Annotated in this window: 19 protein-coding genes; 9 read left to right on the top strand and 10 right to left on the bottom strand. The window is 66.5% G+C overall.

What is annotated here, in order from left to right; translation table 11 throughout:
* Positions 1–82: 82 nt before the first annotated feature.
* The 4 genes from ABIB53_RS00980 to ABIB53_RS00965 form a co-directional block, all read right to left on the bottom strand.
* Positions 83–1,315 carry a YibE/F family protein gene (locus ABIB53_RS00980; protein ID WP_354586762.1) on the bottom strand — a complete coding sequence of 411 codons (1,233 nt, stop codon included), beginning with the start codon at positions 1,313–1,315 and terminating at the stop codon, positions 83–85.
* A 5-nt stretch (positions 1,316–1,320) separates the two neighbouring features.
* Entirely contained in the window at positions 1,321–2,169 is an 849-nt protein-coding gene (gene kynA / locus ABIB53_RS00975) for a tryptophan 2,3-dioxygenase (protein ID WP_354586761.1), read from the bottom strand.
* An 85-nt stretch (positions 2,170–2,254) separates the two neighbouring features.
* Complete coding sequence (locus ABIB53_RS00970; RefSeq protein ID WP_354586760.1) at positions 2,255–2,602, bottom strand: glyoxalase superfamily protein; 348 nt, start codon at positions 2,600–2,602, stop codon at positions 2,255–2,257.
* Between the two features lie 33 nt (positions 2,603–2,635).
* Positions 2,636–4,060, bottom strand: coding sequence for a glycoside hydrolase family 3 N-terminal domain-containing protein (locus ABIB53_RS00965; protein WP_354586758.1), 1,425 nt, complete (start codon positions 4,058–4,060; stop codon positions 2,636–2,638).
* Between the two features lie 214 nt (positions 4,061–4,274).
* Here ABIB53_RS00965 and ABIB53_RS00960 point away from each other — a divergent pair, with 214 nt between their 5' ends.
* A complete protein-coding gene (locus tag ABIB53_RS00960) occupies positions 4,275–5,828 on the top strand; it encodes a M20/M25/M40 family metallo-hydrolase (RefSeq protein ID WP_354586757.1) in 1,554 nt (517 codons plus the stop codon).
* Between the two features lie 76 nt (positions 5,829–5,904).
* Here the strand turns inward: ABIB53_RS00960 and ABIB53_RS00955 are convergent, their stop codons facing one another.
* From ABIB53_RS00955 to ABIB53_RS00945, 3 genes are all read right to left on the bottom strand, one after another.
* Positions 5,905–6,054, bottom strand: a complete 150-nt coding sequence (locus ABIB53_RS00955; RefSeq protein ID WP_157090091.1) for a hypothetical protein — start codon at positions 6,052–6,054, stop codon at positions 5,905–5,907.
* 85 nt (positions 6,055–6,139) lie between these two features.
* A complete protein-coding gene (locus tag ABIB53_RS00950) occupies positions 6,140–7,027 on the bottom strand; it encodes a GmrSD restriction endonuclease domain-containing protein (protein ID WP_354586756.1) in 888 nt (295 codons plus the stop codon).
* 113 nt (positions 7,028–7,140) lie between these two features.
* Entirely contained in the window at positions 7,141–7,428 is a 288-nt protein-coding gene (locus tag ABIB53_RS00945; protein WP_354586755.1) for an excalibur calcium-binding domain-containing protein, read from the bottom strand.
* Positions 7,429–7,558: 130 nt separating this feature from the next.
* Here ABIB53_RS00945 and ABIB53_RS00940 point away from each other — a divergent pair, with 130 nt between their 5' ends.
* The gene (locus ABIB53_RS00940; RefSeq protein WP_252974245.1) at positions 7,559–8,719 is read left to right on the top strand and encodes a hypothetical protein; all 1,161 of its coding nucleotides are present in this window, start codon (positions 7,559–7,561) and stop codon (positions 8,717–8,719) included.
* A 30-nt stretch (positions 8,720–8,749) separates the two neighbouring features.
* On the opposite strand, the gene ABIB53_RS00935 is transcribed toward ABIB53_RS00940, so the two are convergent.
* Positions 8,750–10,324 (bottom strand): SIR2 family NAD-dependent protein deacylase, encoded by a 1,575-nt coding sequence (locus ABIB53_RS00935; RefSeq protein ID WP_354586754.1) that lies wholly within the window; start codon positions 10,322–10,324, stop codon positions 8,750–8,752.
* 23 nt (positions 10,325–10,347) lie between these two features.
* A complete protein-coding gene (locus tag ABIB53_RS00930) occupies positions 10,348–10,974 on the bottom strand; it encodes an NrtR DNA-binding winged helix domain-containing protein (protein ID WP_354586752.1) in 627 nt (208 codons plus the stop codon).
* Positions 10,975–11,129: 155 nt separating this feature from the next.
* Here ABIB53_RS00930 and ABIB53_RS00925 point away from each other — a divergent pair, with 155 nt between their 5' ends.
* Both ABIB53_RS00925 and ABIB53_RS00920 read left to right on the top strand, forming a co-directional pair.
* Complete coding sequence (locus ABIB53_RS00925) at positions 11,130–12,095, top strand: T3SS (YopN, CesT) and YbjN peptide-binding chaperone 1 (protein ID WP_354586751.1); 966 nt, start codon at positions 11,130–11,132, stop codon at positions 12,093–12,095.
* Positions 12,096–12,116: 21 nt separating this feature from the next.
* Positions 12,117–14,480: an ADP-ribosylglycohydrolase family protein gene (locus ABIB53_RS00920; protein WP_354587349.1), complete on the top strand. Its 2,364-nt coding sequence runs from the start codon at positions 12,117–12,119 to the stop codon at positions 14,478–14,480.
* A 24-nt stretch (positions 14,481–14,504) separates the two neighbouring features.
* Here ABIB53_RS00920 and ABIB53_RS00915 read toward each other — a convergent pair whose 3' ends face one another.
* Positions 14,505–15,482: an IS481 family transposase gene (locus ABIB53_RS00915; RefSeq protein WP_354586750.1), complete on the bottom strand. Its 978-nt coding sequence runs from the start codon at positions 15,480–15,482 to the stop codon at positions 14,505–14,507.
* 434 nt (positions 15,483–15,916) lie between these two features.
* Here ABIB53_RS00915 and ABIB53_RS00910 point away from each other — a divergent pair, with 434 nt between their 5' ends.
* The 5 genes from ABIB53_RS00910 to pglZ are packed head-to-tail and all read left to right on the top strand — an operon-like array spanning position 15,917 to position 26,519.
* Positions 15,917–16,495 (top strand): DUF1819 family protein, encoded by a 579-nt coding sequence (locus ABIB53_RS00910; protein ID WP_354586749.1) that lies wholly within the window; start codon positions 15,917–15,919, stop codon positions 16,493–16,495.
* Positions 16,492–17,097 (top strand): DUF1788 domain-containing protein, encoded by a 606-nt coding sequence (locus ABIB53_RS00905; protein WP_354586748.1) that lies wholly within the window; start codon positions 16,492–16,494, stop codon positions 17,095–17,097. Before ABIB53_RS00910 ends, ABIB53_RS00905 begins: the two co-directional genes overlap by 4 nt.
* A gap of 4 nt (positions 17,098–17,101) precedes the next feature.
* Positions 17,102–20,566, top strand: coding sequence for a BREX system P-loop protein BrxC (gene brxC / locus ABIB53_RS00900; protein WP_354586747.1), 3,465 nt, complete (start codon positions 17,102–17,104; stop codon positions 20,564–20,566).
* A complete protein-coding gene (gene pglX / locus ABIB53_RS00895) occupies positions 20,566–24,024 on the top strand; it encodes a BREX-1 system adenine-specific DNA-methyltransferase PglX (RefSeq protein WP_354586745.1) in 3,459 nt (1,152 codons plus the stop codon). Before brxC ends, pglX begins: the two co-directional genes overlap by 1 nt.
* Positions 24,021–26,519, top strand: coding sequence for a BREX-1 system phosphatase PglZ type A (gene pglZ / locus ABIB53_RS00890; RefSeq protein ID WP_354586744.1), 2,499 nt, complete (start codon positions 24,021–24,023; stop codon positions 26,517–26,519). Before pglX ends, pglZ begins: the two co-directional genes overlap by 4 nt.

Raw genomic sequence — 26,519 nt, 5'->3', positions numbered from 1 at the left:
AGGGGGCGACCTAACCGCCCCGGGAAGCTGGCACCAGCTCGGGGTGCAACCCGGGCTGATGCCGGCTTCCCGAGCATGCGGCTCAGGCCGCGTGACGCCCGGAGCCCTGGCCCGACCCCTGCCCGGACCGGATGACCAGGGCCGCGAGGGCGGTCGTGGCGGGGACCGCGAGGACCAGACCGATGCCGCCGGCCATCGTGCGCACGATCTCCTCGGAGATGTCGGCGCTGGTGAGGATCCGCCCGATGGGCTGGTCGACGAGGCTGATGACGAGGAGCACCGGCAGGGCGGCGCCCGCGTACGCGAAGACGACGGTGTAGACGGTCGAGGCGATGTGGTCGCGCCCGATCCGCATCGCCTGGCGGTAGAGCTGTACCGGCGAGAGGTCGGGAGCCGCCTCGTGCAGCTCGTAGACAGCGGAGGCCTGGGTGATCGTCACGTCGTTGAGGATGCCCAGGCCGGCGAGGATGATCCCGCAGGTCAGCAGGTTGCGCAGGTCGATCTGCTGCGCGGCCTGCTGGAGGGCGGCGTTCTCGTCGCCGCTGACGCCCGTGAGCAGCGCTTGTGCCACCGCGAGCGCGCCGATGCCGGCCGTCGCGGCGAGGCCGGCGAAGGTCCCGAGCAGGGCGGTCGTCGTGCGCGCCGAGACCCCGTGCGCGAGGTAGAGGACGACGATCATGATCGCCGCCGAGCTGACGAGCCCGACCGCGACCGGGCTGCGCCCCTCGAGCAGCGCCGGCATGAGGTAGCCGACGACGACGGCCGCCGCGACGGCGAGACCGACGAGCGATCGCAGCCCTCGCCACCGGGCGACGAGGACGACGACGAGCGCGAAGGCGATCGAGAGCAGGAGCAGGGGCTGACCGCGCTGCATGTCGTAGTAGGTGTACGGCGAGCCCGCGACCTGCCCGGGGATCTTCAGCAGGACCAGGGGGGCGCCGACCCCTTCGCCCACCGCGTCGGGCGGGATGTCGACCCGCACGCTCCCGCCCTGCTCGGCCCCGTCGGTGATGCGCACGCTCGCCCGGCCGCACTCGGCGCCGGCGGGCGCCGCACCCGTCGTCGTCGACGGGTCGGTCCCGAAGGCTGCGCAGTCGAGGGGCGTCACCGACACGACCTCGCCCTCGAGGTACGTCACGCCGCTGGCGCTGCTCTCGCGCACGTCCGGCCGGCCCTCGCCCGTCGGACGCAGCACCCACATGCCGACGACGGTGACGAGCGCGATGACGGCGACGGTCACGGCGAGCGCGATGCGGGTGCCGCGCGGCGTCGACACCTGGGGCGCGTCGTGGGTGTGGCTGTGCCCACCTCCCATCGTCGTCAGGCGCCGATCTCGGTGCGGACGGCGAAGAGCTCGGGGAAGAAGGTGAGGTCGAGCGCGCGCTGGAGGAAGCTCACGCCCGAGCTGCCACCGGTGCCGGTCTTCATGCCGATGGTGCGCTGGACGGTCTTGAGGTGGCGGAAGCGCCACAGCTGGAAGTTGTCCTCGAGGTCGACCATCTCCTCGCACGCCTCGTAGACGTCCCAATGCTCGTCGGCGTGGGCGTAGATGTCGGTGAAGACCCTGGTGAGCTCGGGGTCGATCGTGTGCGCCCGGGTGACGTCACGCGTGAGGACGTGCTCGGGGATCGCGTACCCGCGCCGGGCGAGGTAGCGCAGGAACTCGTCGTACAGGCTCGGGGCGTGCAGCAGCTCCTCGAGCACCTGGTGCGCCTGCGGGTCGGCCTCGTGGACCGTGAGCATCCCCGGGTGCTTGTTGCCGAGGGCGAACTCGACGGCGCGGTACTGCCAGGACTGGAAGCCCGACGAGTGCCCGAGGAAGGGCCGGAACTGCTGGTACTCCGTCGGCGTGAGCGTCGCGAGCACGGACCACTGGTCGGTGAGCGTGCGCTGGATGTGCTTGACCCGCGCGATCCGCTTGAGCGCCATCCGCATCTCGTCGGCGGCGAGCAGCGCCATCGCCGAGCGCGTCTCGTGCAGCACGAGCTTGAGCCAGAGCTCGGAGGTCTGGTGCTGGATGATGAAGAGCATCTCGTCGTGGTGCTCCGGCGAGCTCACCGGCCGCTGCGCGTCGAGCAGCGTGTCGAGCGCGAGGTAGGAGCCGTAGCTCATCTCCTCGCGGAAGTCCTCGTGGATCCCCTGCTCGAGGTCGCGGGTGTTGTCGGCCATGCGGCTCCTTCGTCGGTCGGTCGGGCGTCAGCCTAGGGCGAAGGGAGAGAGCGGCCGACCCGACATCCGGAGGTCCCGACGGTCGTCAGGACCCGTCCGCGCCGGCCGCGGTGCCGATCCGCAGCCGGTTGCCGTCGGGGTCGGCGATCTCGACGTCTCGTCCCCAGGGCATGTCGTCGAGCTCGGTCACACCGACTGCGCGGGCGGCTGCGTCGACGTCGTCGACGTAGAGGTAGACCAGCGTCCCGGGCCTGGCGTCTCCGGAGTGCTCGGAGAGATGGATACGAAGACCTCCACGCGCGATGGCGACGTACAGCGGCAGCCCCGGCGCGAATCGGTGCTCCCACTCCATGACGAAGCCGAGCTGCGCGTACCACCGCGTGGCGGCGCGTGCGTCACCGACGTGCAGCACTGGCGCGAGGTGCTCAGTCATCTGGGGAGTCTCCCGTATCCGCCGCCGCCTCGCTCAGAGCTGGGTGGTGAGGTAGCGCTGCAGCTGGGTGACGGTGCGCGAGTCCCAGCCCTTCGAGCCGGAGCGGGCGATGCCGAGGTAGTCCTGCAGCGCGCCGACGCTCGCGGCGTCCCACCGCCCCGTGGTCGCCGCGCCGACCCGGTACTGCAGCGAGCGGATCGTCGCGGCGTCCCAGGTCCGCGTCTGGGGCGTGCCGAGCCAGGCCTGCACGCGCCCGACGAGGTAGGGGGAGAAGCGGCCCGTCGGTGTGACCCGCGGGCCGAGCAGCCCGGCGTCCTCCTTGGCCTGGAGCACGCGAAGGGAGGCGGCGTCGACCTTCGCCGCGAAGGTGGGGTCGGACGCGGCCTTGCTGCGCACGGCCGCGACCATCTCGGGCAGGGTGTCGGTGCGGGCGGTGAGCACCATGTCGCCCCCCGCCCCGATGAAGGTCGTCGCCCGCTGCGCCGGCGTCCACGCGGCGAGCTGGCGGGCGTTGCCCACGTCGTCGCTGATGACCACGCCGTCGAAGCCGAGCCGCGAGCGCAGCAGCGTGCGGATGATCGTGGGGGAGAAGAGCGCGGGGCGGTCGGGGTCGATCTTCGAGTAGGACGCGGAGGACATCATGACGAAGGGGGTGCCCGCCTCGACCGCGGCGGCGAAGGGGGCGATGACCCCCGAGGTCGTCGTCGTCACCGTGTCGGTCACTCCGCTCGTCGTGTCGGTGTTGCCCCGCACCCGGCCGAGCCCGGGGAAGTGCTTGACGGCCGTGGCGACGCCGGCCCGGTCCATCCCGGAGCGGAAGGCTCCCCCCTTCGCCGTGACGGTGGTGGTGAGGGGTCCGTACTCGCGGTCGTACCGGCCGATCGGCTCGTTCGTCGTCTTGTCGGCGGTCGTTACGGTGTCGAGGACGGGTGCGAGGTCGGCGCTGACGCCCGACCGGCTGAGCTGGGTGCCCCAGCGCAGGGCGTCGACGCGCAGGGCCGAGGTCGACCGGGTGCCCTGGACGAGCGCGGTCGGCATCGTCGAGTAGCCGGGGCCGCGCAGCACCTGGACCTGCCCGCCCTCCTGGTCGGCGGAGACGAAGGCCGGCACGCCGGCGGTCGCGGCGCTCGGCTCGGTCAGCCGCTGCACGGCCGTCGTCACGGAGCGGATGTGGTCGGCCCCGCGGGTGCTGCGACCCATGAGGATGACGTTGCCGACGTGCTGCCGCGCGACGACGTCTCGCAGTCCGCTGCTCACGGTGTCGGCGGGGGTGGCGACCATGAAGAGCTGGCCGATCCGCTGGTCCCGGGTCATCGCCGCCTGCACCTGCTCGGCGCGCGAGGTCGCCGTCGCGCTCGCCGCCCGGGCGGTCGACGGGTGCGCCGACGCCGTCAGGCACCCGCCCCAGAGCAGCGCCGCCGTCAGCGGTCCTGCGGCCAGCCGCCGCGTGCATCTCATGCCTCCACTGTGGACCCGCCGCGGTCACGACGCCAGGTGTCCTGACCTTGGTCACGACCGCGTCATGGGCTCCCCACGAGCCGGTCACGGGTTGGTGAGGGCGGCTGCCGCTGGTCGCGAAGGGCGACCGCTCACCTCGCTACCGGGCGGTCACCCCTTCGCCCGGATCGACGTCGGGCGGAGCCTGCGAGGACCACCGACAAAGGAGTCGACGATGGACCAGACACCCGACAAGACCCCCAGCACCCTGCCCCGCCGAGCCTTCCTCGGGGGCATCGGCGTCTCCGCCCTCGGCGTCGCGACGGCCGGCGGAGCGGGTGCCTTCACCCGCTCGCCGAAGCCGGCGACGACCCTGTCCGGCGCGGCCATCCCGGCCGCCGACATGGACCCGCTCGACCTGCTCCAGCGGATGCTCTCCTTCGACACGCAGAACAGCGGTCAGGGCGGCAAGACCCGTCCTCACGCCGAGATGCTCAAGGCCGTGTGGGAGCGCGCGGGCGTGCCCGTCGAGATCATCGACACCCCGCAGCCCGACAACGTGCACCTCATCGCCCGGATCCCCGGGACCGGTGAGCAGGAGCCGCTGCTCCTGCTCGGTCACTCCGACGTCGTGCCGGTCGAGAGGGAGAACTGGGACGTCGACCCCTTCGCCGGTGAGGTCGTCGACGGCGAGGTCTACGGCCGCGGCGCGCTCGACATGAAGGGCGCGAACTCGGCGATGATCACCGCGCTGCTGCGCCACCTCGACGAGGGCGCGCGCTTCGACCGCGACATCATCGTGCTCACCGACTGCGACGAGGAGGCGGGGTCGTACGGCTCGGGCTGGCTGGCCGAGAACTACTGGGAGAAGATCGACGCGGGCAGCGTGCTCACCGAGGGCGGCTGGTTCATCGCCCAGAGCGACAAGACCTCGCCGATGCTCATCTCGGCGACCCGCCAGGACAAGGTCTACTTCAACCTCGAGCTCGTCGCGACGGGCACCGCCACCCACTCCTCGAAGCCCATCCCCGACGACTCGGCGATCGTCTCGATGTCCCGCGCGATCAGCGACCTCGGACGCTACGAGGCGCCCGTGCACCTCACCCGCGTGACCCGCGACTACTTCGAGGCCCTCGCGAGGGCGACCGACGACCGCCGCTTCGCCGCGGCCATCCGCCTGCTGCTCCGGGCCCGCAACGACCGGATGCGTGAGCGCGCGGCGAAGCTCGTGGAGCACCTCTCCGACTACCCCTACCTGCACCGGGCGCTGCTGCGCACGACGCACGCCTTCGTCATCCAGGAGGCGGGGTACAAGGAGAACGTCATCCCCTCCGAGGCGACGACGCGGATCAACTGCCGCGGCATCCCCGGTGGAGAGAAGCCGCGCGACTTCGTCGCCTCCGTGCGCCGGCTGCTGCGTCACCGGGACGTCGAGGTCCGGGTCGTCGGCACCCCCGGCGAGAGCGAGAAGCAGACCCTCGCTCGCCTCGACAAGACCTGGGCGACGCCCCCGGCCGACCTCGACACCGACCTGTGGCGCGCGCTGTCCGGTGCGTCGCGCAGGACCTACGAGGGCACACCCTTCACGCCGGCGCTCTTCGAGGCCGGCACGAGCCTGGGCCCGTGGCGCGAGAAGGGGGTGCCGGGCTACGGCGTCTACCCCTACGTCATCAGCAACGAGCAGCTCATCGGCATGCACGGCAACAACGAGCGGATCTTCGTCGAGGCCCTCGAGCAGGGCAGCGACTACATGTACGAGGTCTTCTCGGCCTTCCGCACGAAGGGGTGAGCGCCAGTCCTGGTCGCTGGCTGAGGTGCGAGGGCCCGCCAGGGCCTGAGCCTCGAAGCCACTCCGCGACGCCAGGTCACATCTGCGTCGAGACGAAAACCACGAGCAGCAGGCCGCCGAAGAGGACGGCGGCCAGCAGCGGGATCCACACGAAGAGCATGATCAGGGGCTCACGCTTGTCCTCCAGGTACTGGGCGACCCACCCCTTCCGACTCGGCTCGCTCATCGCTGCTCCTCTCGCTCGGCCAGCTGCGTGTGGGCCATGATGCCCTGGCGGCCAGGTAGGTGCAGTGCTCGCGCGACGCGGTCGGCTACTCGCAAGCGACCCCGTCGTCGTCGCCGTCCATCCTCGAGGCGTATCCGGGATCGCCCCGGTGCAGCGGTGCGGCGCCCGCAGCACGGGCGGCGTCGCAGTTCTCGTAGCTCACAGTGCCTGTGGGAACGGGCGAGGAGGTCGGCGTGGGCACGACCGGTGACGGCTGCCGCGAAGGGGAGGTGGCGCCCTTCGCCCCGTCGACGGGCGGGACGGCGGTCGAGGCTGCCGTCGGCAGCCGCTGGCCCGGGCAGGTCGTGAGGACGCGTCGTAGCGCGTCCCGCTCGGGAGCGGTGACCCACAGGTGGTGGCGCTGCTTCACCGCGACCTGGCGGGCGGCATAGGTGCAGCGGAAGGTCTTGCGAGGCGGGAGCCAGGTGGCTGCGTCGCCGTCGCCCTTCTGCGCGTTGAGGCGACCCTGCACGGCGAGCAGGTTGAGCGGGTCGTTGGCGAGGTCCTGGCGCTGCCGCACGGTGAGGCGCTGCGCGCCGGTCTGCCACGCGTTGGAGAGCGCGACGAGGTGGTCGACCTGGACGAGGCTCGACGTGCCGGGCCCGCGCTCGAAGCCGACGACCGACCCGCCGAAGGGGTCGCGCAGCGCCCCGGTGAGGATGACGCAGCCGTTGGTGCCCGGCTTGAGCACGACATCGGTGAGGTCGCGGCGCAGGACGTCGTTGCGGGTGTCGCAGCCGTTGCGCCCGCCACTCATCGCGTGGTCGTCGCTCCACGCCTGCCCGAACATCGCCCGGTCGTACCCGGTCTTGGGTGCACGCCCCTTGACCGGGAGGGTCGCGAGGACGGCCAGGGCGGGGGAGGAGGTCGTCGGCGAAGGGGGAGTGGCCCGGGTCGTCGAGGTCGCCGGCGGCGCCGAGACGGTGATGGTCACCTCGGGTGCCGACACGGAGCTCAGCGCCCCGCACCCGGTGAGGGAGAGGAGCGCCCAAGTGACAGTGACGAAGGGGTACCAGCGGCGGCGCGTGGTGGGCGCGCCGGGCTGGGTCAGCGCTTCTCGCAGGCCACGCCGTCCTTGTCGCGGTCGTGCTTCTTGTTGGCGTTGTAGACCTTGGTGTTGATCCGGAAGTTCGTCACGGGCTTGGTGCCGCTCCGGGTCTTGTCGCGCGCGCCGGCCTTGCCGACGCCGTGCTTGTAGGTCTTGTTGAGCTCGGTGCAGTTCTTGTAGACCTTCACGCCGGCGGACGCGGTGGTCGGGGCCGGCGCTGCGAGCGCGACGGCGGCGGGGGTGAGGCAGACGAGAGACGCGGTGAGCGTGGCGAGGGTGCGGCGCATGAGGTGAGCGTAGATGCAGTGTGAACGGTGCGTCTGGCGTTTGGGCAGATCAGGTGGGGGATCCACCTATGCTGCGGGCAGCAGCCGAGGCGCAGAGGCGATCTCGGGCGGGATGGGGAAGAGGACAGCGATGTCGGAGGCAGGGGAAGTCGAGACCAAGGCCTCGTCCGAGGACGAGAAGGTCGTGCGCCGAGAGGTCGAACGCGTGCGTGGGTTCGTCAAGGACCTGTCGATGGAGGACCTGCGTCAAGGGAACTGGTTCGCGAAGCTGCTGACCTTCTCTTTGAACAAGTACGTCGAGGAGGTCGACGCCGAGTACTTCCGCCGCAAGTACCCCGACCTCCCGGCGGACGCCGTAGTCCGCGAACGGATTCAGATGGCGGCTCGCTACGCCGGCGTCGAAGGTGGTCTGAGCGCCGCTGCGTACACCGGAGCCGTTGCGGCGACGATCGGCAGCGGCGGTGGAGCGTCTCCTCTGACGCTGCCTGCCGGCGGTGCCAGCTTCGCGGTCGATCTCGTGTACACCTCGCAGCTCCAGCTCAGGCTTGCTCACGACATCGCAGTCCTTTACCGGGTGCCCCTGGACATGGACGACCCTGACGACCTGTGGAAGCTGATCCGCATCGCTTTCGCCATCAAGTCCGGCGAAGCTGGTGGGGGCGCTGTCCTGAAGGGGGTGCCCGTCGTCGTGCGGCCAGTGGTCAAGAAGTTCTTCAGCGGGAGCACCCTGGCGGCTGCCAGGAGTCTCCCCGTCGTGGGAAGGCACTTGCTCCAGCGCAACGTCATCAAGTTCGCCATCCCAGTGGTGGGCGTGCCGCTCTCCGTCGGGGTCAACTACTGGACGACCAGGACCGCCGGCAACCATGCACTGGAGATCTTCCGAAACGAAGCCAGGCTGGTTGAGTCGGCCTCGCGGATCGTCGAGAGCGCTGAGCATCACGGTGAGCTGCCCTGGATCATGTGGGCGGCGGCGACCTCGGACGGTCCGGCGACGAGCAACCAGCACGGTCTCCTCAACTACGTCTCTAAAGAGCTGAGGGCCAGAGGGACCGCGGACGCTGAGCTCGAGGAGCTGCGCGACGTCATCGAGATCGATCGCGATCGTGTCTGGCGGATGCTCGAGGACGCCACGGGAGACCTCGAACCACTGCACAGTGCCGCGGTCACGACCGTGTCGGTGCGCGGCAAGGCCAGCAAGAAGTCGCTCATGCACCTCGAGAGGGTCGCCGCGGAATGTGGTGTCGACCACGACTCCCAGGCCGTGAGGGCTCAAGCACGTAGCTGGTCATGATCAACCTCGTGGCTGAGGGTGCGGCGCCATCTACTCCGTCGAGCTGATGTAGGAGGTCCAGTGCCGACCGGCCTTGGTGGCGGTGAGCTGTTCGTCGTCAAGCCCCAATGGGTTGGCCGAGTCGTCAAGGATTTCCTTGTCCAGGAGGACTTCTGACTCGCTGACCGCCCACATCGCGACCTGATCCAGAGAGACCTCGATCGACCGGGCTTGCCAGGCGGTGCGCGCCTCCTTGTCTGCCTCGATGTCTTCGGGTACCTCCATCCCGATCCAGGTGACGGTGTCTTCCCACAGCCGTTTGCGCGCAATGTCAGTCTCGAGGGCAAGCGCCGTGCCCAGGATCCCCTTGCGGCTCTTGGTCACGTGGTGGGTGAGCCGAAGCACGTTGTCGTCGGTGAACGAGACCCCGACGAAGAGGACGTGGCGCGTCATGAGCATTGCCTGGAAAAGTGCGCCCAGCGCCTGACGGCTGCCGTCGTAGTCCACGAAGGCCGACCTGCTGAGGACGATGTCCTTCGGGTGCTCGGCATCACCGTGAAGTTTGAGAATCCATGACGCGTTGGGTGCGACCACGTCATACGGCAGGGCAGCAACCTTCAGAGAACCATCGGTCTGAGACTTCACGGCGCGCTCGTACAAGAGGTCGTAGTTCGTCGTCGCGACTTCACGGCACCGAAGTCCGGCCAGCAGGAAGTGGCTCAGTGCGGGTTTGACCGGTTTGGCGGTGTAGTCGGGTCCCTCTCCATCTGAGCCACTATCGGTCCGGGGAGCCACCGTCACAGCGTCCACGATGGCCGCTGGAGCCCGATCGCCGAGGAGTCGTGCGATGAGCTCTGCCTGATCGAGCATCGGCAGGTTGTCGAATGCATCCGTGTTGACGAGATCTCGTATGTCTTGTCGATCTGCCCGAGCAGCCACGTGCTTGATCAGTCCAGCCCAGTTCGGGAGTCCGGCTCCTGCGCTCACCCCGGCCCCGAGCATCAGCGCAAGCTCACCTCGTCGGGCCATCTCGCCAAGCCGCCTCATCGTGTCGTCGACCGACGCACCCAGATACCGGCGTCGCTGCCACTGCAAGGCGTTGAAGTGCGACCGCTTCGGGACGACGATCGCGACGTCGATGCGCAGGTCCCGGACTACCTCGCCAAGTGCGGACAGAAGCGCGACCACCATGTCGGTCGACGCGACTCCTCCGCCTCCCGTGCCCAACAGCGGCAGCGCGACGAGATGCTGCGCTCGACCTCGAACGGGAGACAACCAAGGAGTGCGAAAACTACGCGAGATCGCCTCGACGGCCGCTCGAACCCGGCCGGCGATGAGCTCAGGTGGGGCTGCGTGATCGCGGTCCGTGACGTCGATGTACCAGGCGGCAGTGGTCGTCTCCTGGGCCGCTCTCCCGAAATGGTCCTCAGCCCACCTCGCGGGCTTGACCGGAGCGGCCGGCCCGGTGACGTCCGACCAGTGACGTCGTACCCCGAACGAGGTGTCGGTCGGGATGACAACTGCGTCGCAGGTCACGTCCTCGAGCGATCCGTGGATGACGAAGACGTGTCCCGCGGTCTGCGAGTGGTCGTCGTTCACAAGATGGTGAGGCGCTGTGGTCGTCATGACGAGAACCTAGGGCCTGACCGTCACTCTGTCTTTCGATACAACGTCGCAGGCCGCCCCCGCAAACCGGAGGACGACACGAACGCGCCCCCTTCGACCAAGGGCTGAAGTCCTTCCTTCATCCGACGGTTGAAGTTGTCCTTGTGCATCTCCTCGCCGACGACGGCCTCGTGCACCTTGCGCAGCTGATGGAGGGTGAAGGGCTCGCGCAAGAACCCGTCCGGATCGGGAGAGACCCCCACCAGTCGCCCGCGGAACTCGTAACGCGACCGCATGTCTTCGACCGCCGCGGCGACGATCTCGTCGTGGTCGAAGAGCAGGCCCTCCTCGCCCTCGAGCGAGCCGTCCGGCAGGACCGGGACGAGATCTCCCTTCGCCCCTCTCAGCGCCCACGACGGCAACGCCAACGCATGGGCGGCCGACATCACCCAGCTGCGGTCGTCTCGTCGCGGGTCGTCGAAGAGGCGCAGCAGCCGAGGTGCCACGGAGGTCCCGAGCTCGACGCCGACCTTGCGGCTGAGCACGTCGAGCGTGGTCTGCGCGACCGTCTGCCGCTCTCTCACGAAGCCCCCCGGCAGCGCTCGGCCCGCAGGCGACTCACGGTCCTGCACGAGCAGTCTCAGCACCGGGTCGGTGTCGGCACCGGTCACGGTGAGGATCGCGAGGTCGACGGTCAGGCCGGGCCGCGGGTAGTGATCGAGGGAGGCAGTTGTCAGGGACACGGGTCAACTTTAGCGACGATGTGCTCTAATAGATAGCGACACAAGGATGCTAAAGCGGGGGGACTCGCGGAGCGGAGGCCGAGATGACCGATTCACGAGCTGGGGGCGGTGCCGCGCGGACCCCCTTCGACCACACGCCGGAGGTGCAGGCGATCTGGCAGCGGGTGGAGGCGGGGCTGACGACGTACCTCACCGGTCTGCCGCAGCGCGCGGTGTCGTCCGGCCAGCGCGACACCTTGCGTCTCGAGGTGGCCGGCACCGACTCGGGCGAGCGGCTCCCGTCGATCCGGCTGCTCGCCTCGCAGGACGGGCGGCGGGTCCGGGTGGCCATGACCGGTGACGCGCTGCTCACCTCGCACTCGGTGCACGGCCGGGTCAGCGCGTCGCTGCGGCTGCGGGGACGGTCGGGCAACGACGACAGCTCTGTGGACTGGCGGCGTACGCGTCCGACGCGCAACGCCGACAAGCTGGCCCACGAGATCGTCCTGGCGATGAAGGGCTACGGCCTGCCCCACCCCAGCCTGTGGACCTTCCGCGTGTCCGGTCCGTCCTCCCAGACCCTGCCGACCCTCCTCCCGCTCGTCGCCTCGGCGGGTGTGCGGGAGGAGCCAGCCGTGCCCGCGCTCGTGACGACCACGGTCGTGCAGCCGCAGGACCGGGAGCACCTCCTCGCGGTGGTCAGGGAGACGCTCGAAGGGGTGACCGGCGCGGCCCCGGAGGTCGACGGGGACGGCGATCTCGTCGTGGATCTCGACGATCACCGTGCGTGGGTGCGGGTCTGGCACCAGGATGCGAGCGTGATGATCTTCACCCGCCTCGTCCACGGGGTGCACTCGCGCCATGCGACCGCCACCGAGCTCGCGCTCCTCAACCGCGACCTTCGGACCTTCACGCTCTTCCCTCACGAGAGAGAGGTCTGGATGCGCGTCATGCTGCCCGCCTGCCCCTACGTCCCGGCCCACGTTGAGCAGACCCTCGCGGACTTCGGCCAGGCGGTGGCCCGGATCCGTGGCGACCTCGCCCTGCGCACCCGTGGGGAGGTGGGCTGAGTGCGGCTCACGACGGAGCAGATGGACCGCGCCTGCGGGACCGTCCTCGGGACGGCCGCCGGTGACGCGCTCGGCGCGGGGTACGAGTTCGGGACGGCGCGGGTCGGTCCGGACGGGCCGCAGATGATCGGTGGCGGGCTCGGCGGATTCGCGAAGGGGGAGTGGACCGACGACACGACGATGGCGTGGTGCGTCCTCGACGTCGCGTCCACGGGTGTCGACCTGCGCTCGGACGAGGCGCTCGACGAGATCGCGCGCCGCTTCCGCACCTGGTACGAGTCGGGTCCGGCGGACATCGGGACGCAGACCCGCAAGGTGTTGCGGGCCGGGGGAGCTGATCCGACGGGGGCGACTCTCACCGCCATCTCGGACGAGCTGCATGCTCGGACCGGCCACACCGCGGGCAACGGGTCGCTCATGCGCACGGCGCCGGTCGCCCTTCGCCACCTCGACGACCCCACGGCGCTCACGCAGGCCGCGGTCGCGGTGAGCCGGCTGACCCACGCCGACCCCCGGGCCGGGGAGGCGTGCGCCCTGTGGTCGCACGCGATCAGGCACGCGGTGCTCACCGCACAGATCGACGTGCGCGTCGGCCTGGAGCACCTCGAGGCGGAGGCTGTCGAGTACTGGTCCGAGCGGATCGCCGAAGCCGAAGCGGGGCCGCCCGGGCGCTTCACCCCCAACGGATGGGTCGTCACGGCCCTGCAGGCGGCGTGGTCGGCGATCCACCACACCCCGGTGCCGCAGGACGACCCCCGTCAGCACCTCGAGGACGCGCTCGCCGCGGCCATCGCGATCGGCGACGACACCGACACGGTCGCTGCGATCGCCGGCGGCCTGCTCGGAGCGCGGTGGGGAGCGTCGGCCGTGCCCGCCCGGTGGCGCCGGATGCTCCACGGGTACCCGGGCCTGACGGGGGAGCGTCTCGTCGAGCTCGCCCACCTCGCCGCGACCGGGGGCCGGTCCACCCATCACGGCTGGCCCGAGCTCGACTACCTGCCGTACGCGGGGTACAACCGCGGTGCGGTGCTCGTGCGGCACCCCTTCGACGAAGGCGTGTGGCTCGGCAACGTCACGGCGCTCGACGACCTGCCCGAGGAGATCACCGCCGTGGTCAGCCTCTGCCTCGTCGGCTACGCCCAGGTCCCGGAGGGCGTCGAGCACGTCGTCTTCCGCCTCATCGACGAGCCTGCTGCCGAGTCGAACCGCAACCTCGCCTTCATCCTGAGCGACGTGGCCGCCACCGTCGCGGCGTTGCGCGACGAGGGGCACGAGGTGCTCGTGCACTGCGTCGCCGCGCAGTCGCGGACGCCCACGGTCGGGATCGCCTACGCGATGCTGCGAGGCGTCGACTACGAGACCGCGTCGAAGGGGGTGTGCGGGGCTCTGCCGAGTGCGCGACCGAATGCGGGCTTCACACAGGCGTTGCAGCTCCTGGAGGAGGCTTCGACCACGCCTCACGAGTCGAAATGGCCGGGCGTGGGCAAGATCGTCCAGCACTTCTCCGGAGACATCGTCGCCTCCCTCGTGGCGGATACGGACGCACTAGCCAACGCTCTCGACCCGACGTGGTCCAAGGCCACTCTCGGGACTCGCAGCAACAGTCACGGCCTGGTCTGCTTCTCCTCGGGCATTGAGCTGGGGTCTGACTCTGACCGTCGCTTCTACAAGGCCGAGCACCCGTTTGCCGGAGACTCGCTCCGTGTCACCAGCCAGTGGTACGAGGATCAGCGGGGGGCGATCACCGACCTCCTGGTCGGCCTCGGTTTGATACCCGTCGGGACAACAGACGTCGAGGTTGCCGCCGAGGTGGCCCGCAGCGCGACGACCGACATAACGGTGGGCGGCACGCGAACAGTGCAGGTCGGGGGGACACTCAAGGGCTATCCCATCGGCGACGCGCAGAACCTCGCCGTGCGCACGGTGCTCGACCTGACGGGTGCAGGTCCGAGCCAGTCGGACTGGCAGGCGACCATCCGGGCTCTCGGGTCGCGGTGCATCTACTGCGAGGCGTCCTTCTCAGCATCTGTGAAGGTGGTGATCGACCATGTGGTGCCGATCAACAAGACCGATCTCGGCGAGAACGTCATCGGAAACGTCGTACCTGCATGCCAGGATTGCAACACCGAGAAGCGTGGCAAGTCGCTCGAGCTGTGGCTGGCGACGACACAGCGGCCTATCGATCGGGCGGCGGCGCACCAGAGGGTCCTCGCGCACCAGGCCCGTCACGGGTACGTGCCGCTAGAGGAGCGCCTCGGGCCCAGGCGTGGCGAGGTGGACGAGGTCATCGCGCAGATGCGCGCAGAGATGCTGGAGGCTGCGAAACGTTGTGCCGCGTTGATCAACAACATCGTTGATCGAGACGATGCCGCAGACGAGTCCTAGCTTGACGTCCCTAGATGTACTCGGTCACGACGTTGGTGACAGGCGGCTGATGGGTGGGAGTCCGCCCAGAGCGGTGTGGCGTCGTTGAGTGTTGTACTGCTTGAGCCAGGGTGCAAGGGCGGCTGCGCGGTCGGTGTTGCTGGTGAAGACCTGCCGGTAGGCCCATTCGGTGGCCAGGGTGCGGTTGAACCTCTCGACCTTCCCGTTCTGCCAGGGGCAGTGCGGGCGGATGAATTTGTGCCGGGCGCCCAGGGTGGTCATCGCGTCCTTGACGTCGTTGCTCTTGCGGTAGCTGTAGTGGTTGTCGGTGATGACCCGCTCAATGGCGGTGATGCCGTGGGTGGCGAAGTTTTCGGCGGCGCGCAGGATGAACGCGGCGCAGGTGGGGCCCTTCTCGTCGGGCAGGATCTCGCTGTACGCCAGTCGGGAGTGGTCATCGACCATGGAGTGCACGTAGTCGTACCCAATCCGGGCCTTCTTCTTGGCCGCGGTCGAGCCCATCTGGCGGCCGTGCGCTTTCCACCCACCGCCGTCGGGGATCTTGCCGATCTTCTTGACGTCAACGTGGACCAGCTCCCCGGGACGGTCGCGTTCGTAGCGCACCGCGGCGGTCTTGGAGGAGCGAATCACCTCGCCGGTGAGCGGGTCGCAGTCACGCAGGTAGGGCAGGTCGTGGCGGCGCAGGATCCGGCTGACCGTTCGAGCAGGGACACCGAGCTCAGGCCCGATCCAGTCCTGACCGCGCCGGTGCTCACGCCGGGCCGCGACCACTGCGTCCTCGACCGATGCCGCGGTGCGTCGCGGGCTGGAATGCGGCGCCGAACACCGGTCTGACAGGCCGGCCTGACCCTCGGCGTCGAACCTGGCAACCCAACGGTGAGCGCACTGGCGTGAGATGCCCATCGCCTTCGCCGCGTGAGCCACCGCCCACCCCTGGCGGCGGACTCGGTCGACCAGCAGACGGCGACCATGAACATTGAGACGGGCGTTAGCGTGGGCCACGAGAACCTCCGGGTCGGGCGGGACTTCGACAATCCACACCTCACCCGGAGGTTCTCCTCCTCGTCAACGCCTACGCGTCACCAACCTCTCGGCCGAGTACACCTAGATCCTCGCCGCCGAGATCCGCTGTCACCCACTCGATGACGTCGATGAGATGAGGGACGGACCGGTCCGCATATGCTGCCGTCAGCGCGCATCGATGACGCCGGTAGAACTTTGGGTGAGGAGTCGAGCTGAAAGCCACATCGACGATTGAGGGCGTCCTGCACGCGCCGCTCCATGACGGCGTACGGGTGTCGAAGCATCCCAATGCACCTGCACGTGACCAGCGGAGCATCCGAGCAGAGCCGGCCGCGCTCGCAGCACGCCGACCGCCGGGCGATGCGGCCGGCCTTGCCCACGACGCCGAGGAGGTGTCTAGTTTGATCAGCCCGATGGAGCGCTACGCCTTATCGTTTACCAGCGGCTCCCTCCTCGTGCGTGAGGCCCTAGTGGCCGCGCCGCTCTACCTGCGAGTGCAGGACTGGGGGAAGGTCCGAGAACTGATCGAGGAGGACAACCTCCTCCAGGCCCGCACGCGCTCGTCGGGCTTCCGGCTCGCCCGTGAGGTCGCTCAGCGACTCTCGGTGCTCACAGATGACGAACTCGAACTGCTTATCGACGCCACGCCGACCGAGCGCGGCTACCTGATGTGGGCCGCTGCCTGCCGCCGTTACGACCTAATCGGCGAGTTCGCCGAGGAGGTCGTACGCGAGCGGTACCTCGTGCTGGCCCAGACGCTCGACCACGACGACTTCGACAGTTTCATCCGGGGCAAGGCGCTCTGGCATGAAGAAGTGGCCAATCTCAAGGACACCACCTTGCGCAAGCTCCGCTCAACCGTCTTCCGCATGCTCGTCGAGGCGGGCCTGATTTCCGACGACGACCGCATCAATCAGGCCGTCCTTTCGGCGCGGCTCAAGGACGCCCTGTCTGACGACCTCCGCTTCTTTCCGATGGGCGGCACCACATGACGAATGCCGCCGATCTCCACGAGCAGGAAGAGCACCTGTTCAGTGTCCTCAGCGGCAAGCGATTCCTCCAGATGGAGGGCCTGAGCAACGAGGTCCCGTTCTTCATCTACTCCTACCCACCTGAGGCGTCCCTCGCGGTGGCCCAGGCGAAGAAGCGCATCAAGAGCAAGCTCTCGACGAAGCACGGCATCACCGTGCGTGAGGTCAACCTCTACGACCTGGCCGTCGAGATCCTCAAGGAACGCGGCGTCTGGGAGAGGGTCCTCCAGGCCGAACCAGACCAGGACAAGGACGACTTTCGCGAGATGCTCCAAGGGATGCTGGACCCTCAGCTCCACATCGCGCCGGCGATTCGCGCCAAGATCGAGGACGGCGAATTCGACATCTTCTTCCTCACTGGTATCGGTGAGGTCTTCCCGTACATCCGGTCGCACAACGTGCTCAACAACCTTCAGAGCGTCGTGACCGGCAAGCCCATGCTCATGTTCTTCCCCGGCCGCTACGAGCAGTCCGACACCCTCGGGTCCTCACTTGTGCTCTTCGGGCGCTTGAAGGACGACCAGTACTACCGAGCCAAGAACATCCTGGAACAGGAAGCGTGACCCGATGCAGTTGAACGAAATCTTCGCCAAGGACGTCCAGCGCCCAATCGAGGGCGTTATCAAGGCGGACGACGCCGCACACCTCGGCGCCGAGGTTGAGGAGTACGTTCTCACCAACGAGGCCGCCAAGGGCCTCGAGTTACTTCTTGAGGCCTACACGAACTACACCACCGCCAACGGTGTCTGGATCTCAGGCTTCTTCGGCTCCGGTAAGTCGCACCTGCTCAAGATGCTCGCGCATCTCCTCGGGGACGTCGAGGGTCAGGAGTTCGACCGTGCACAGGTCTCCGAGAGCTTCCGGTCCAAGGCGACGGGCGCATTTCTCCCCGCCCTGCTGACCAAGGCTGAGCGCATCCCAGCCAAGAGCCTCCTGTTCAACATCGACCAGAAGGCAACGCTCATCACCAAGGACCAGACCGATGCCTTGCTCAGGGTCTTCGTGAAGGTCTTCGACGAGAGCCGGGGCTACTACGGCAACCAGGGACATGTCGCGCGCTTTGAGCGGGACCTCGATACGAGGGGCCAATACGAAGCGTTCAAGGAGGCGTTCGAGCGCATCGCGGGCATCCCGTGGTCGCAGGGTCGGGAGCAGAGTGCCCTCGAGGGCGCGAACATCGATGCCGCATTCGCTGAGATCAACGGTGACGCGACCACCGGCATCATCAAGCAGTACCAGGCGTCGTACGCCGTCTCGATCGAAGACTTCGCGGACGAGGTCAAGGCATGGCTCGACAAGCAGCCCGACGGCTACCGCCTCAACTTCTACGTCGACGAGGTTGGCCAGTTCATCGGCTCCAACACCCACTTGATGCTCAACCTCCAGACAATTGCCGAGAGCCTCAACACCAAGTGCGGCGGGCGCGCCTGGGTGATGGTCACCTCGCAGGAGGACATGGACAAGGTCGTCGGCGACCGCACCCGGCAGCAAGGCAACGACTTCTCCAAGATCCAGGCGCGCTTCAAGACCCGCGTGAAGCTCACCAGCGCGGATGTCGAGGAAGTCATCCGCAAGCGCCTGCTGGAGAAGAACGGCACCGGAGAGACTGCACTCCAGGCGATCTACGCCGTCGAGTCGGCCAACTTCAAGACGCTCTTCGACTTCGTCGACGGCGCGAAGACCTATCGCAACTACACCGACGAGGCACACTTCGTCGGCACCTACCCGTTCGTCAGCTACCAGTTCCCGCTGTTTCAGGCTGCGATCGAGGGCATCTCTGACCACAACGTCTTCGAGGGACGCAACAGCTCGGTCGGCGAGCGGTCGATGCTCGGCGTCGTCCAGCAGGTTGCCAAGGACATCGGCGACGTCGAGGTGGGCACGTTGGCCACCTTCGACCACATGTTCGCCGGCATCCGCGCCTCCCTGAAGTCCGCCGCGCAGCGTTCCATCGACGTCGCCGAGCGCAACCTGGACAACCAGCTCGCCATCCGGCTCCTCAAGGCACTGTTCCTCGTGAAGTACGTCGACAGCTTCGAGGCCACCCCGCGCAACCTGACCGTGCTCGTCTACGACCGGTTCGGCCTCGATTTGCCCGCACTCGCCGAGGACGTCAAGGAGGCGCTTGCCGAGCTGGAGCGGCAGACCTACATCCAGCGCAACGGGAACGTCTACGAATACCTGACCAACGAAGAGCAAGTGATCGAGGAGGAGATCAAGAACGTCGACATCGACGCCTCCGAGGTCAGCGCCCAGCTCTTCAAGATCCTGTCCGGCGACGTGATCAAGACGAACAGGATCAGGTACGCCAAGAACGGCCAGGACTTCCCGTTCGGCTTCAAGCTCGATGACCAGGTGCACGGCCCGCAAAAGGAACTCTCGGTCCATTTCATCACCCCGGAGTACCCGTACGAGCCTGAACAGATCAGGATGCACAGCGCGGGCAAGGACGAACTCCGGGTCCTCCTCGACCCGGACGACCGTCTGCTCTCGGACCTTCGTCTGCTGCTCAAGACCGACAAGTACACGAAGCGCAAGCGGACCACTTCGCTATCAGCGATCGAGGAGCAGATCCTTCAGTCGAAGGCCACCCTGAACCGCGAGCGAGAGAAGGAACTGGTCCAGCGGATCCGGAGCGCGGTGAGCAAGGCATCCCTCGTCATCAACGCCGCCGATGTGCCGGCGTCCTCGCAGGATGCAGTCGGCCGCGTGACCGAGGGGTTCCAGGAACTCATCAGTCGCACCTACACGCAGCTCAAGTTGCTCGGTGGCGTCACCTACAGCGAGCAGCAGGTCGCGGGTGCTGCCAATCCGGACAGTGGTCTGTTCGACGCCGACGCGCTGCTCAAGATCAACCAGCCCGCCGAGGAGGTCTTAGCGACGATCCTCCGCAAGGACGCTCAGGGCGAGCAGGTGACGATGAAGACCATCGTCGACACCTTCCAGGCGAAGCCCTACGGCTGGGATCTCGGGTCGATCGAGGTCATCGTGGCCTCGCTGATCGGTGCCTCGAAGATCACCGTGACCGTCGATGGCAACGTCCTCAAGCGCAGCGAGGTCGGAAACGCGCTGCGCAACACGCAGAAGCACGGTCACGAGATCCTCGCGCCACAGAAGAGCTTCGACGAGCGCAAGGTCGCCAGCTTCCGCAAGTTCTGCACCGACTTCTTCGACGAGGGCAACGCCCCCAAGGATCCGCTGGAGCTTGCTCGCCACGGGGCAGACAAGCTGAAGGGCAAGCTCGATGAGCTGAAGGCAACGATCAGTGGTTCGAGGTACGCGTTCGTCGAACAGCTCGGCGGCCCCATCAGCCTCCTCGAACAGGTCGTGGGCAAGCCCGACGACTGGTACCTCAGCGGCTTCACGCTCGGCGACGACCTGCTCGAAGCCAAGGAGAACCTGATCGACCCCATCCAGTCGTTCCTGCACGGAGCGCAGAGGTCGATCTACGACGAGGCGGCGACGCTCCTTGTGACGCACAGCAGCAACCTCAGCTACCTGCCGCAGGGCAGTGACGAGCCCATCAAGAACGCTCTCGCCGACCCCAACGCGTTCCGCGGCAACAAGATGGCCCAGCTCAAGCAGGCAACCGATCACCTTCGGAGGGAGATTGACGGCATCGTTGCCACGAACCGAGCGACGGTGACGGCGGCCATCGAGGGTCGCAAGACCGAGCTGCTTGGCGGCACCTACTACGACAATGCAACGGAAGACGCCCAACGGCGAGTGACGCAGCGCATCGACCACACGCTCCACCGCGTCGCCACCGAGACCCAAGTAGCGCTCATCCTCCAGATCGGTTCGAACTTCGAGGCGAGTGACTACCCGTCATTGCTCGACCGTCTCGCTGCTTCCCCCGTGGAGCCCGACCCGGAGCCGGCCCCCAAGAAGCAGACCGTGTCCGTGAAGACAATCGCGGTTGCGGGCGCTTCAGGCGTTCTCGAGTCTGAGGATGACGTCGACAAGTACATCGCCGCCCTAAGAAGCGCGCTCATCCAAACCCTCAACGACGGAAAGCGAATCACCCTCTGATGGAAACCGCACCGCTGAAGAACTTCGCGACCTGGGCTCGCAAGGAGCTCATCCGCGAGGTCACCGCGCGCATCGCCGCGGTGCTGGCGCCCGGATCGTCGGAGCGAGTGGAGCAGGCGAAGGCGGTTGCCGCCTTGGAAAAGGCAGTCACGGCTGCCGGTGGCGGAGACAAGGGCCGCGCTTCAGTCGCGGACAAGGTCGCCTACACCTGGTTCAACCGGATCATCGCGCTCCGCTTCATGGACGCCACCGGCTACTCCGGGATCGGCGTTGTCTCGCCCCAGGCAGGAGTGGAGGTGGGCCAGCCCGAAATCCTCGCTGAAGCCAAACGCGGCGTCATTGACGCGGACGTTGTCAGCGACGCGACCCGTAAGACGGTGGCCGCGCTGCTCGATGGGACGCGCATCAGCGGTGACTCACAGGGCGAGACGTACGCGCTGCTGCTGGAGTCGTACTGCAACCACTGGCACAAGTTCATGCCGTTCATGTTCGAACGCGAGGGTGACTTCACCGAGCTGCTTGTCCCGGCGAACTTGCTCGCCGATGACTCGGTGCTCGACCGCGCGGTCAAGGTGCTCAGCGAGCACGTCTGCCAGGACGTCGAGGTCATCGGCTGGCTCTACCAGTTCTACATCTCGGAGCGGAAGGACGAGGTCTTCGCCGGCTTCAAGAAGAACAAGAGGGCCGGCGCCGACGAGATCCCGGCCGCCACCCAGCTCTTCACCCCGCACTGGATCGTCCGCTACCTCGTCGAGAACTCTCTCGGCCGGCTCTGGATGCTCAACCGTCCGAACTCGGGACTGGCCTGCCAGATGGATTACTACATTGCCCCGGTCGACGATGAAACCGACTTTCTCAAGATCACCAAGCCCGAAGAGTTGAAGGTTATCGACCCCGCGTGCGGCTCCGGCCACATGCTCACCTACGCCTTCGACCTGCTCTACGCGATCTATGAAGAGGAGGGCTATGGTCCGGGCGAAATTCCCGGCCTGATCCTGACTCACAACCTATTTGGCACTGAGATCGACCCTCGCGCCGCTGCTCTCGCCGCATTCGCGCTCACAATGAAGGCCCGAGCCAGTCAGCGCTCTTTCTTCAGCAAGCGCGTCGAGGCGAACATCTGCGTCATCGATCCGATCTCATTCAGCCCGGACGAACTCGACTTCCTACTCACTGGAGCTGGCGACCGTCACGCCGAGGAAGGCTTCTGGAACCAGTTCGCCGAGGCCGACACCTTCGGAGCATTGGTTCGGCCTGATCCAGAGCTCATCGTGCGGCTAGAGCGCCACCTAGAGGCGCTCGACCACGGGGGGGACATGCTACGTGCGGATGTTCTTCACTGGGCAGACCGCGTTGTCGCTCAGGCGAAGTACCTGGCGCCGGGATATTCGGTCGTCGTGACGAACCCTCCTTACATGGGGAGTGGGAACATGTCCGCTCCAGTCAGCGCGTGGGTCAAGGATTCGTATCCGGACGAGAAGCAAGATCTATATGCCTGTTTCGTTGTGCGCAGCGACGAGCTGGTGGTTTCCCGCGGGTACATCGCGATGGTCACAGGAGACACCTGGATGACCATCAAGTCCTTCGAGAAGCTTCGTCGCCGACTGCTGGCTCACCATGCGTTCCTCAGTTTCGTGCACATGCACGACGTCTCGAATCATCCGGACATTTTCGGTGCCAATACGGCATTCGTTATTGCTAAGGATGGGCGGCCAGAGACCGGCGGAGCATATGTGTACCTCGACGCGAGCAGTAGCAACGCCAAGTCTCGGCACCTACGGGATGCAGCGAATGGGCGGGCCCCCGAGCGCGTCTTCTTCGCCCAGAGTGCGCAATTCGAAGAGGTTCCGGGCGCACCTCTTGCGTTCCGGATCTCGGGTGCGATGCGTCGGGCTTTCCACGCGGGCCAACCGATGATTGCGCTAGGTGAGCCGCGACAGGGCATGGCCACCGCTGACAACGGGCGGTTTCTCAGGCTTTGGTTCGAGGTTTCGGGCGATCGACTGGGCCGAGGTATGACGCGAGCCGAGGCTGCCCAGAGCGAGTACAAGTGGTTCCCTTACAACAAGGGTGGTGAGTACAGGAAGTGGTACGGGAATCAGGACTGGGTGGTGAACTGGCAGCACGATGGGGCCGAATTGCTCGCAGAGCGCCCCAAATCCGTGATTCGAAGTCCGCAGATGTACTTTCTGCCGTCGGTCTCGTGGTCGAAGGTCGGCACTGGCATTCCGGCCTTCCGCTACTTCCCGAAGGGATTTTTGTTCGACGTAGCTGGTACTTCGATCTTTGCTGCGAGTGATCGCCTGTATCAGATCGCGGCGGTCTGCAACTCAAACGTCGTGCGACAGATGCTCGCAGCTATCTCCCCCACGCTGAACGTAGAGGTTGGCACCATCTCCCAGCTTCCCGTTGTCGATGTTTCTGATGAGGCCGTGGCAGCCGCGCGGGAATTGATTGAGATCCACCGCGACGACTGGAATGAGCAGGAGACCTCTTGTGATTTCTCCACGTTGAGCTTGATCTCAGTGGGACAGGTATCGGTGCAAAACGCCGTTGCCTCCGTGCTTCGCGGCGGTCTCGCATTGACGGATCGCGTTCGCTGCCTCGAAACTGAAATGAATACGGAGATCGCGAAGGCCTACGGCTTGGACGGCGAGGTCGACACTGACGTTCCTCTCAACCGCGTGACCCTGAACTCCAACCCGTGGTTCCGCTACGGGGTGGCTCTTGGTCAAGCCGACCTGGAACAGCGCTTCTCGACTGATCGTGTGGTTGATCTTGTCTCGTACGCAGTCGGGTGCATGTTTGGCCGCTACAGCCTCGATGAGCCGGGCTTGATCCTTGCCGACCAGGGTGCGACGTGGCAGGACTACCTCGCGAGGGTGCCAGCCCCCACTTTCATTCCAGATGCGGACAACGTGATTCCGATCGTGGATGGCGACTGGTTCGAGGACGACATCGTCGAGAGGTTCCGCAAGTTCCTTCGCGCAGCGTTTGGCGAGCAAAACTTCGAGGAGAACCTGCGGTTCATAGCCGAGTCGCTCGGCGTCAAAAACCTGCGGGACTACTTCGTGAAGTCCTTCTACAAGGATCACGTCCAGCGATACAAGAAGCGCCCGATCTATTGGCTGTTCTCCAGCCCCAGGGGGTCGTTCAACGCTCTCATCTACATGCACCGCTACACGCCGTCGACCGTGTCCACGGTCCTGAATGAATACCTTCGTGAGTTCCAGGGCAAGCTCAAGGCGAGCCTTGATCACGCCGAACGTTCGAACAACGCGAAAGAGGCCGACCGACTGCGCCAGGTCCTGCTGGAACTCGACGAGTACGAGCACGACGTGCTCTACCCCCTGGCCTCGCAGAACCTCGCCATCGACCTCGACGACGGTGTTAAGGCCAACTACCCGGAGTTCGGCACTGCCCTCAAGAAGATCGTGGGCTTGGAGGCGACTGTATGAGCGAAGTCTCGGCTGTCCGTCCGCACCTGGAGCGTCGATTCTCGGACCAACGAGTCGTGTTCTGGCATGACCCTCTCGGTCAGTACGCCTCGGACCTCGATGGCCTCGACTTGCCGGGAGTCACGACTCTGCGTGTCGCGAATGACGAGTACGGCATCAAGCACCGTCTGCTCCACCAGCAGCCTGACGACAAGTTCCTGGTCTACCGCGGAGGTCAGCCGCCCGCCGGCACAAGCAACTGGCTCCTCGATCTCGAGCTGGCCTACGGAGTGTTCACCGCCGACCGAAGCTCGCTCGTATCGCAGGACCTCGGTCTAGGCGCAGACGGAATCGACGAAGTCGTGCAGGCCCACGAGAAGTTCTTCAACGCCAGCAAGCGCGTCCAGAGCATCAAGGCACTGCTGACGCCTGACGATGACGCGGCACGCCTCCGCGCCAAGATGTCCGCCGTTGTGATCGGACAGAAGGAGCACAGCCTTCTTGAGATCACGCGGACGCTGCTCATCGAGAACGCCAAGGGCCTGCGCACCAAGTACGACGCGCTTGTCGACTACGGACTTGACGACTTCTACTGGCGAGGCGTCGCATCGATCTACGGCTACGAGGCGACCTCGCCGAGCATTGACGACTTCATTCTCTGGATCTTCCGCAAGGCCATCGATGGCTTTAGGTCCGACCGCCCCGGCGGACTCCAGAACATCCAGTTGGACTTTGCGAGCTTCCGAAACGACCGACGCAGCCAGCAGGCACTCGCGACCCTGGCGAGGCGCGCGTCTGCCGACCTCGACTACAAGGCAAGTACCGAGGAAGCCGGATTCCGCGAGCTGGTAGCCGTCGACCTGTTCGAGGAAACCGATCGCAAGATCATCGCGGACCTCGCGCGCGGTGTAACGGAACAGACGGTCACCGCCCGTGAGGTAGCCGAAGTGGTCCGTGCCCGCCAGAGCAGCGTGTGGATCGACGGCTATCGCCAGCTCTACACGGCCATCGCAGCAGCAGCAGACCTGATGTCGGAGCTGAGCACGATCGACTTCACATTCTCGACGTTCGACGAGGCGTTGGAGCTATACCGCAGCGAGTGGTTCCGCATCGACCAGCTCTACCGCCAGTTCACCTACGCCCGCCGAACCTTCGAGGGGCCCCACCCACTTGACCCGCTGCGGGAGCAGGTCGAGAAGCGCTACACCAACAAGTTCGTCTACGAGCTGGGCAATGCGTGGCAGAAGCAGGTCGATGAAGCCGAGTCGTGGCGCTCGGCCACAGTCAGGTCGCAGAGATCGTTCTACGGCGACTACGTCGAGCAGCTGGTCCGCGAGGACAAAAAGGCGGTCGTCATCGTCTCCGACGCGCTCCGCTATGAGGTCGCCGAGGAGCTGGGCTCGCGCATACGGCAGGAGGACCGATTCGACGCGGAACTTGAGGCTGTTCTGGGTGTCCTGCCCAGCTACACGCAGTTGGGGATGGCGGCCCTCTTGCCGCACCGGACGCTCAAGCACTCGCCGGACGGCAAGACTGTCCTTGCTGATGACCAGCCGACCAACGGGACCGCATTCCGCAAAAGGATCCTGGAGACGGTCGGCGGGACGGCGATCCAGGCCGAGGACTTCAAGGCGCTGAGCCCGGAGGAACGGCGTGAGCTCTTCAGGAACAACCGCGTCTTGTACGTCTACCACGACGTCATCGACGCCACCGGTGACAAGCAGGGCACCGAGCGTCGAGTGTTTGAGGCCGCTGAGCAGGCGCTCGGCGAGTTGGTCGACCTGGTGAAGAAGGCGGCGAACGCCAACGCCACCAACATCTTCGTCACCGCCGACCATGGGTTCCTGTTCCAAGACGACGAGCTGCCCCAGCAGTTCTTCCTCTCTGAGGCGCCCCACGGAGACAAGATCCTGGTCAAGAACAAGCGCTACGTCCTTGGTCACGGACTCAAGGTCGACTTCGCGTTCACCACGTTCAGTGGAGTCCAGCTCGAGCTCGACAGCGACATCGAGGTGCAGATCCCCAAGTCGATCCACCGACTCCGCCTGCCCGGCGGGGGGACACGATTCGTGCACGGGGGAGCGACCTTGCAGGAGGTCGTCGTTCCGGTGCTCGCGATCAACAAGAAGCGCAAGAGCGATACCCGGTTGGTCAACGTCAAGGTGCTGCCCGATACCGACAAGATCACCACCGGGCAGCTTGTTGTGAAGTTGTTCCAGTCCGAACCGGTCAGCGACAAGGTTCAGGCGCGCGTGCTGCGAGCTGGCCTCTACGTTGGGGAGACGCTGATCTCCAACGATCCTCAGCCGGAGCTGACCTTCGACTCCGCTTCGGGCGAGCAGCGCAACCGGTACCAGAGCATCCAGCTCCTGCTGAACAAGGATGCCAACGACTACAACAACCGGGCCGTCGAGTTCCGGCTCGAAGAGCGGATCCCCAACACGAACCAGTGGCGCGTCTACGAGAAGGCGATCTACACCCTCAAGCGCTCCTTCACCTCGGACTTCGACTTCTAG

The organism is Janibacter sp. UYMM211 (assembly GCF_040547045.1).
GTDB lineage: Bacteria > Actinomycetota > Actinomycetes > Actinomycetales > Dermatophilaceae > Marihabitans > Marihabitans melonis.
The sequence above is the reverse complement of the archived record's forward strand: the minus strand, read 5'-3'. Positions and strand labels throughout refer to the sequence as shown.

What these genes read in the sequence shown, in the direction of transcription:
- pglX (WP_354586745.1), top strand. Translation starts at nt 20,566, where the DNA reads ATGGAAACCGCACCGCTGAAGAACTTCGCGACCTGGGCTCGCAAGGAG.
- ABIB53_RS00935 (WP_354586754.1), bottom strand. Translation starts at nt 10,324, where the DNA reads ATGACGACCACAGCGCCTCACCATCTTGTGAACGACGACCACTCGCAG.
- ABIB53_RS00955 (WP_157090091.1), bottom strand. Translation starts at nt 6,054, where the DNA reads ATGAGCGAGCCGAGTCGGAAGGGGTGGGTCGCCCAGTACCTGGAGGAC.
- brxC (WP_354586747.1), top strand. Translation starts at nt 17,102, where the DNA reads ATGCAGTTGAACGAAATCTTCGCCAAGGACGTCCAGCGCCCAATCGAG.
- ABIB53_RS00945 (WP_354586755.1), bottom strand. Translation starts at nt 7,428, where the DNA reads ATGCGCCGCACCCTCGCCACGCTCACCGCGTCTCTCGTCTGCCTCACC.
- ABIB53_RS00940 (WP_252974245.1), top strand. Translation starts at nt 7,559, where the DNA reads ATGTCGGAGGCAGGGGAAGTCGAGACCAAGGCCTCGTCCGAGGACGAG.
- pglZ (WP_354586744.1), top strand. Translation starts at nt 24,021, where the DNA reads ATGAGCGAAGTCTCGGCTGTCCGTCCGCACCTGGAGCGTCGATTCTCG.
- ABIB53_RS00965 (WP_354586758.1), bottom strand. Translation starts at nt 4,060, where the DNA reads ATGAGATGCACGCGGCGGCTGGCCGCAGGACCGCTGACGGCGGCGCTG.
- kynA (WP_354586761.1), bottom strand. Translation starts at nt 2,169, where the DNA reads ATGGCCGACAACACCCGCGACCTCGAGCAGGGGATCCACGAGGACTTC.
- ABIB53_RS00925 (WP_354586751.1), top strand. Translation starts at nt 11,130, where the DNA reads ATGACCGATTCACGAGCTGGGGGCGGTGCCGCGCGGACCCCCTTCGAC.
- ABIB53_RS00920 (WP_354587349.1), top strand. Translation starts at nt 12,117, where the DNA reads ATGGACCGCGCCTGCGGGACCGTCCTCGGGACGGCCGCCGGTGACGCG.
- ABIB53_RS00970 (WP_354586760.1), bottom strand. Translation starts at nt 2,602, where the DNA reads ATGACTGAGCACCTCGCGCCAGTGCTGCACGTCGGTGACGCACGCGCC.
- ABIB53_RS00905 (WP_354586748.1), top strand. Translation starts at nt 16,492, where the DNA reads ATGACGAATGCCGCCGATCTCCACGAGCAGGAAGAGCACCTGTTCAGT.
- ABIB53_RS00960 (WP_354586757.1), top strand. Translation starts at nt 4,275, where the DNA reads ATGGACCAGACACCCGACAAGACCCCCAGCACCCTGCCCCGCCGAGCC.
- ABIB53_RS00980 (WP_354586762.1), bottom strand. Translation starts at nt 1,315, where the DNA reads ATGGGAGGTGGGCACAGCCACACCCACGACGCGCCCCAGGTGTCGACG.
- ABIB53_RS00910 (WP_354586749.1), top strand. Translation starts at nt 15,917, where the DNA reads ATGGAGCGCTACGCCTTATCGTTTACCAGCGGCTCCCTCCTCGTGCGT.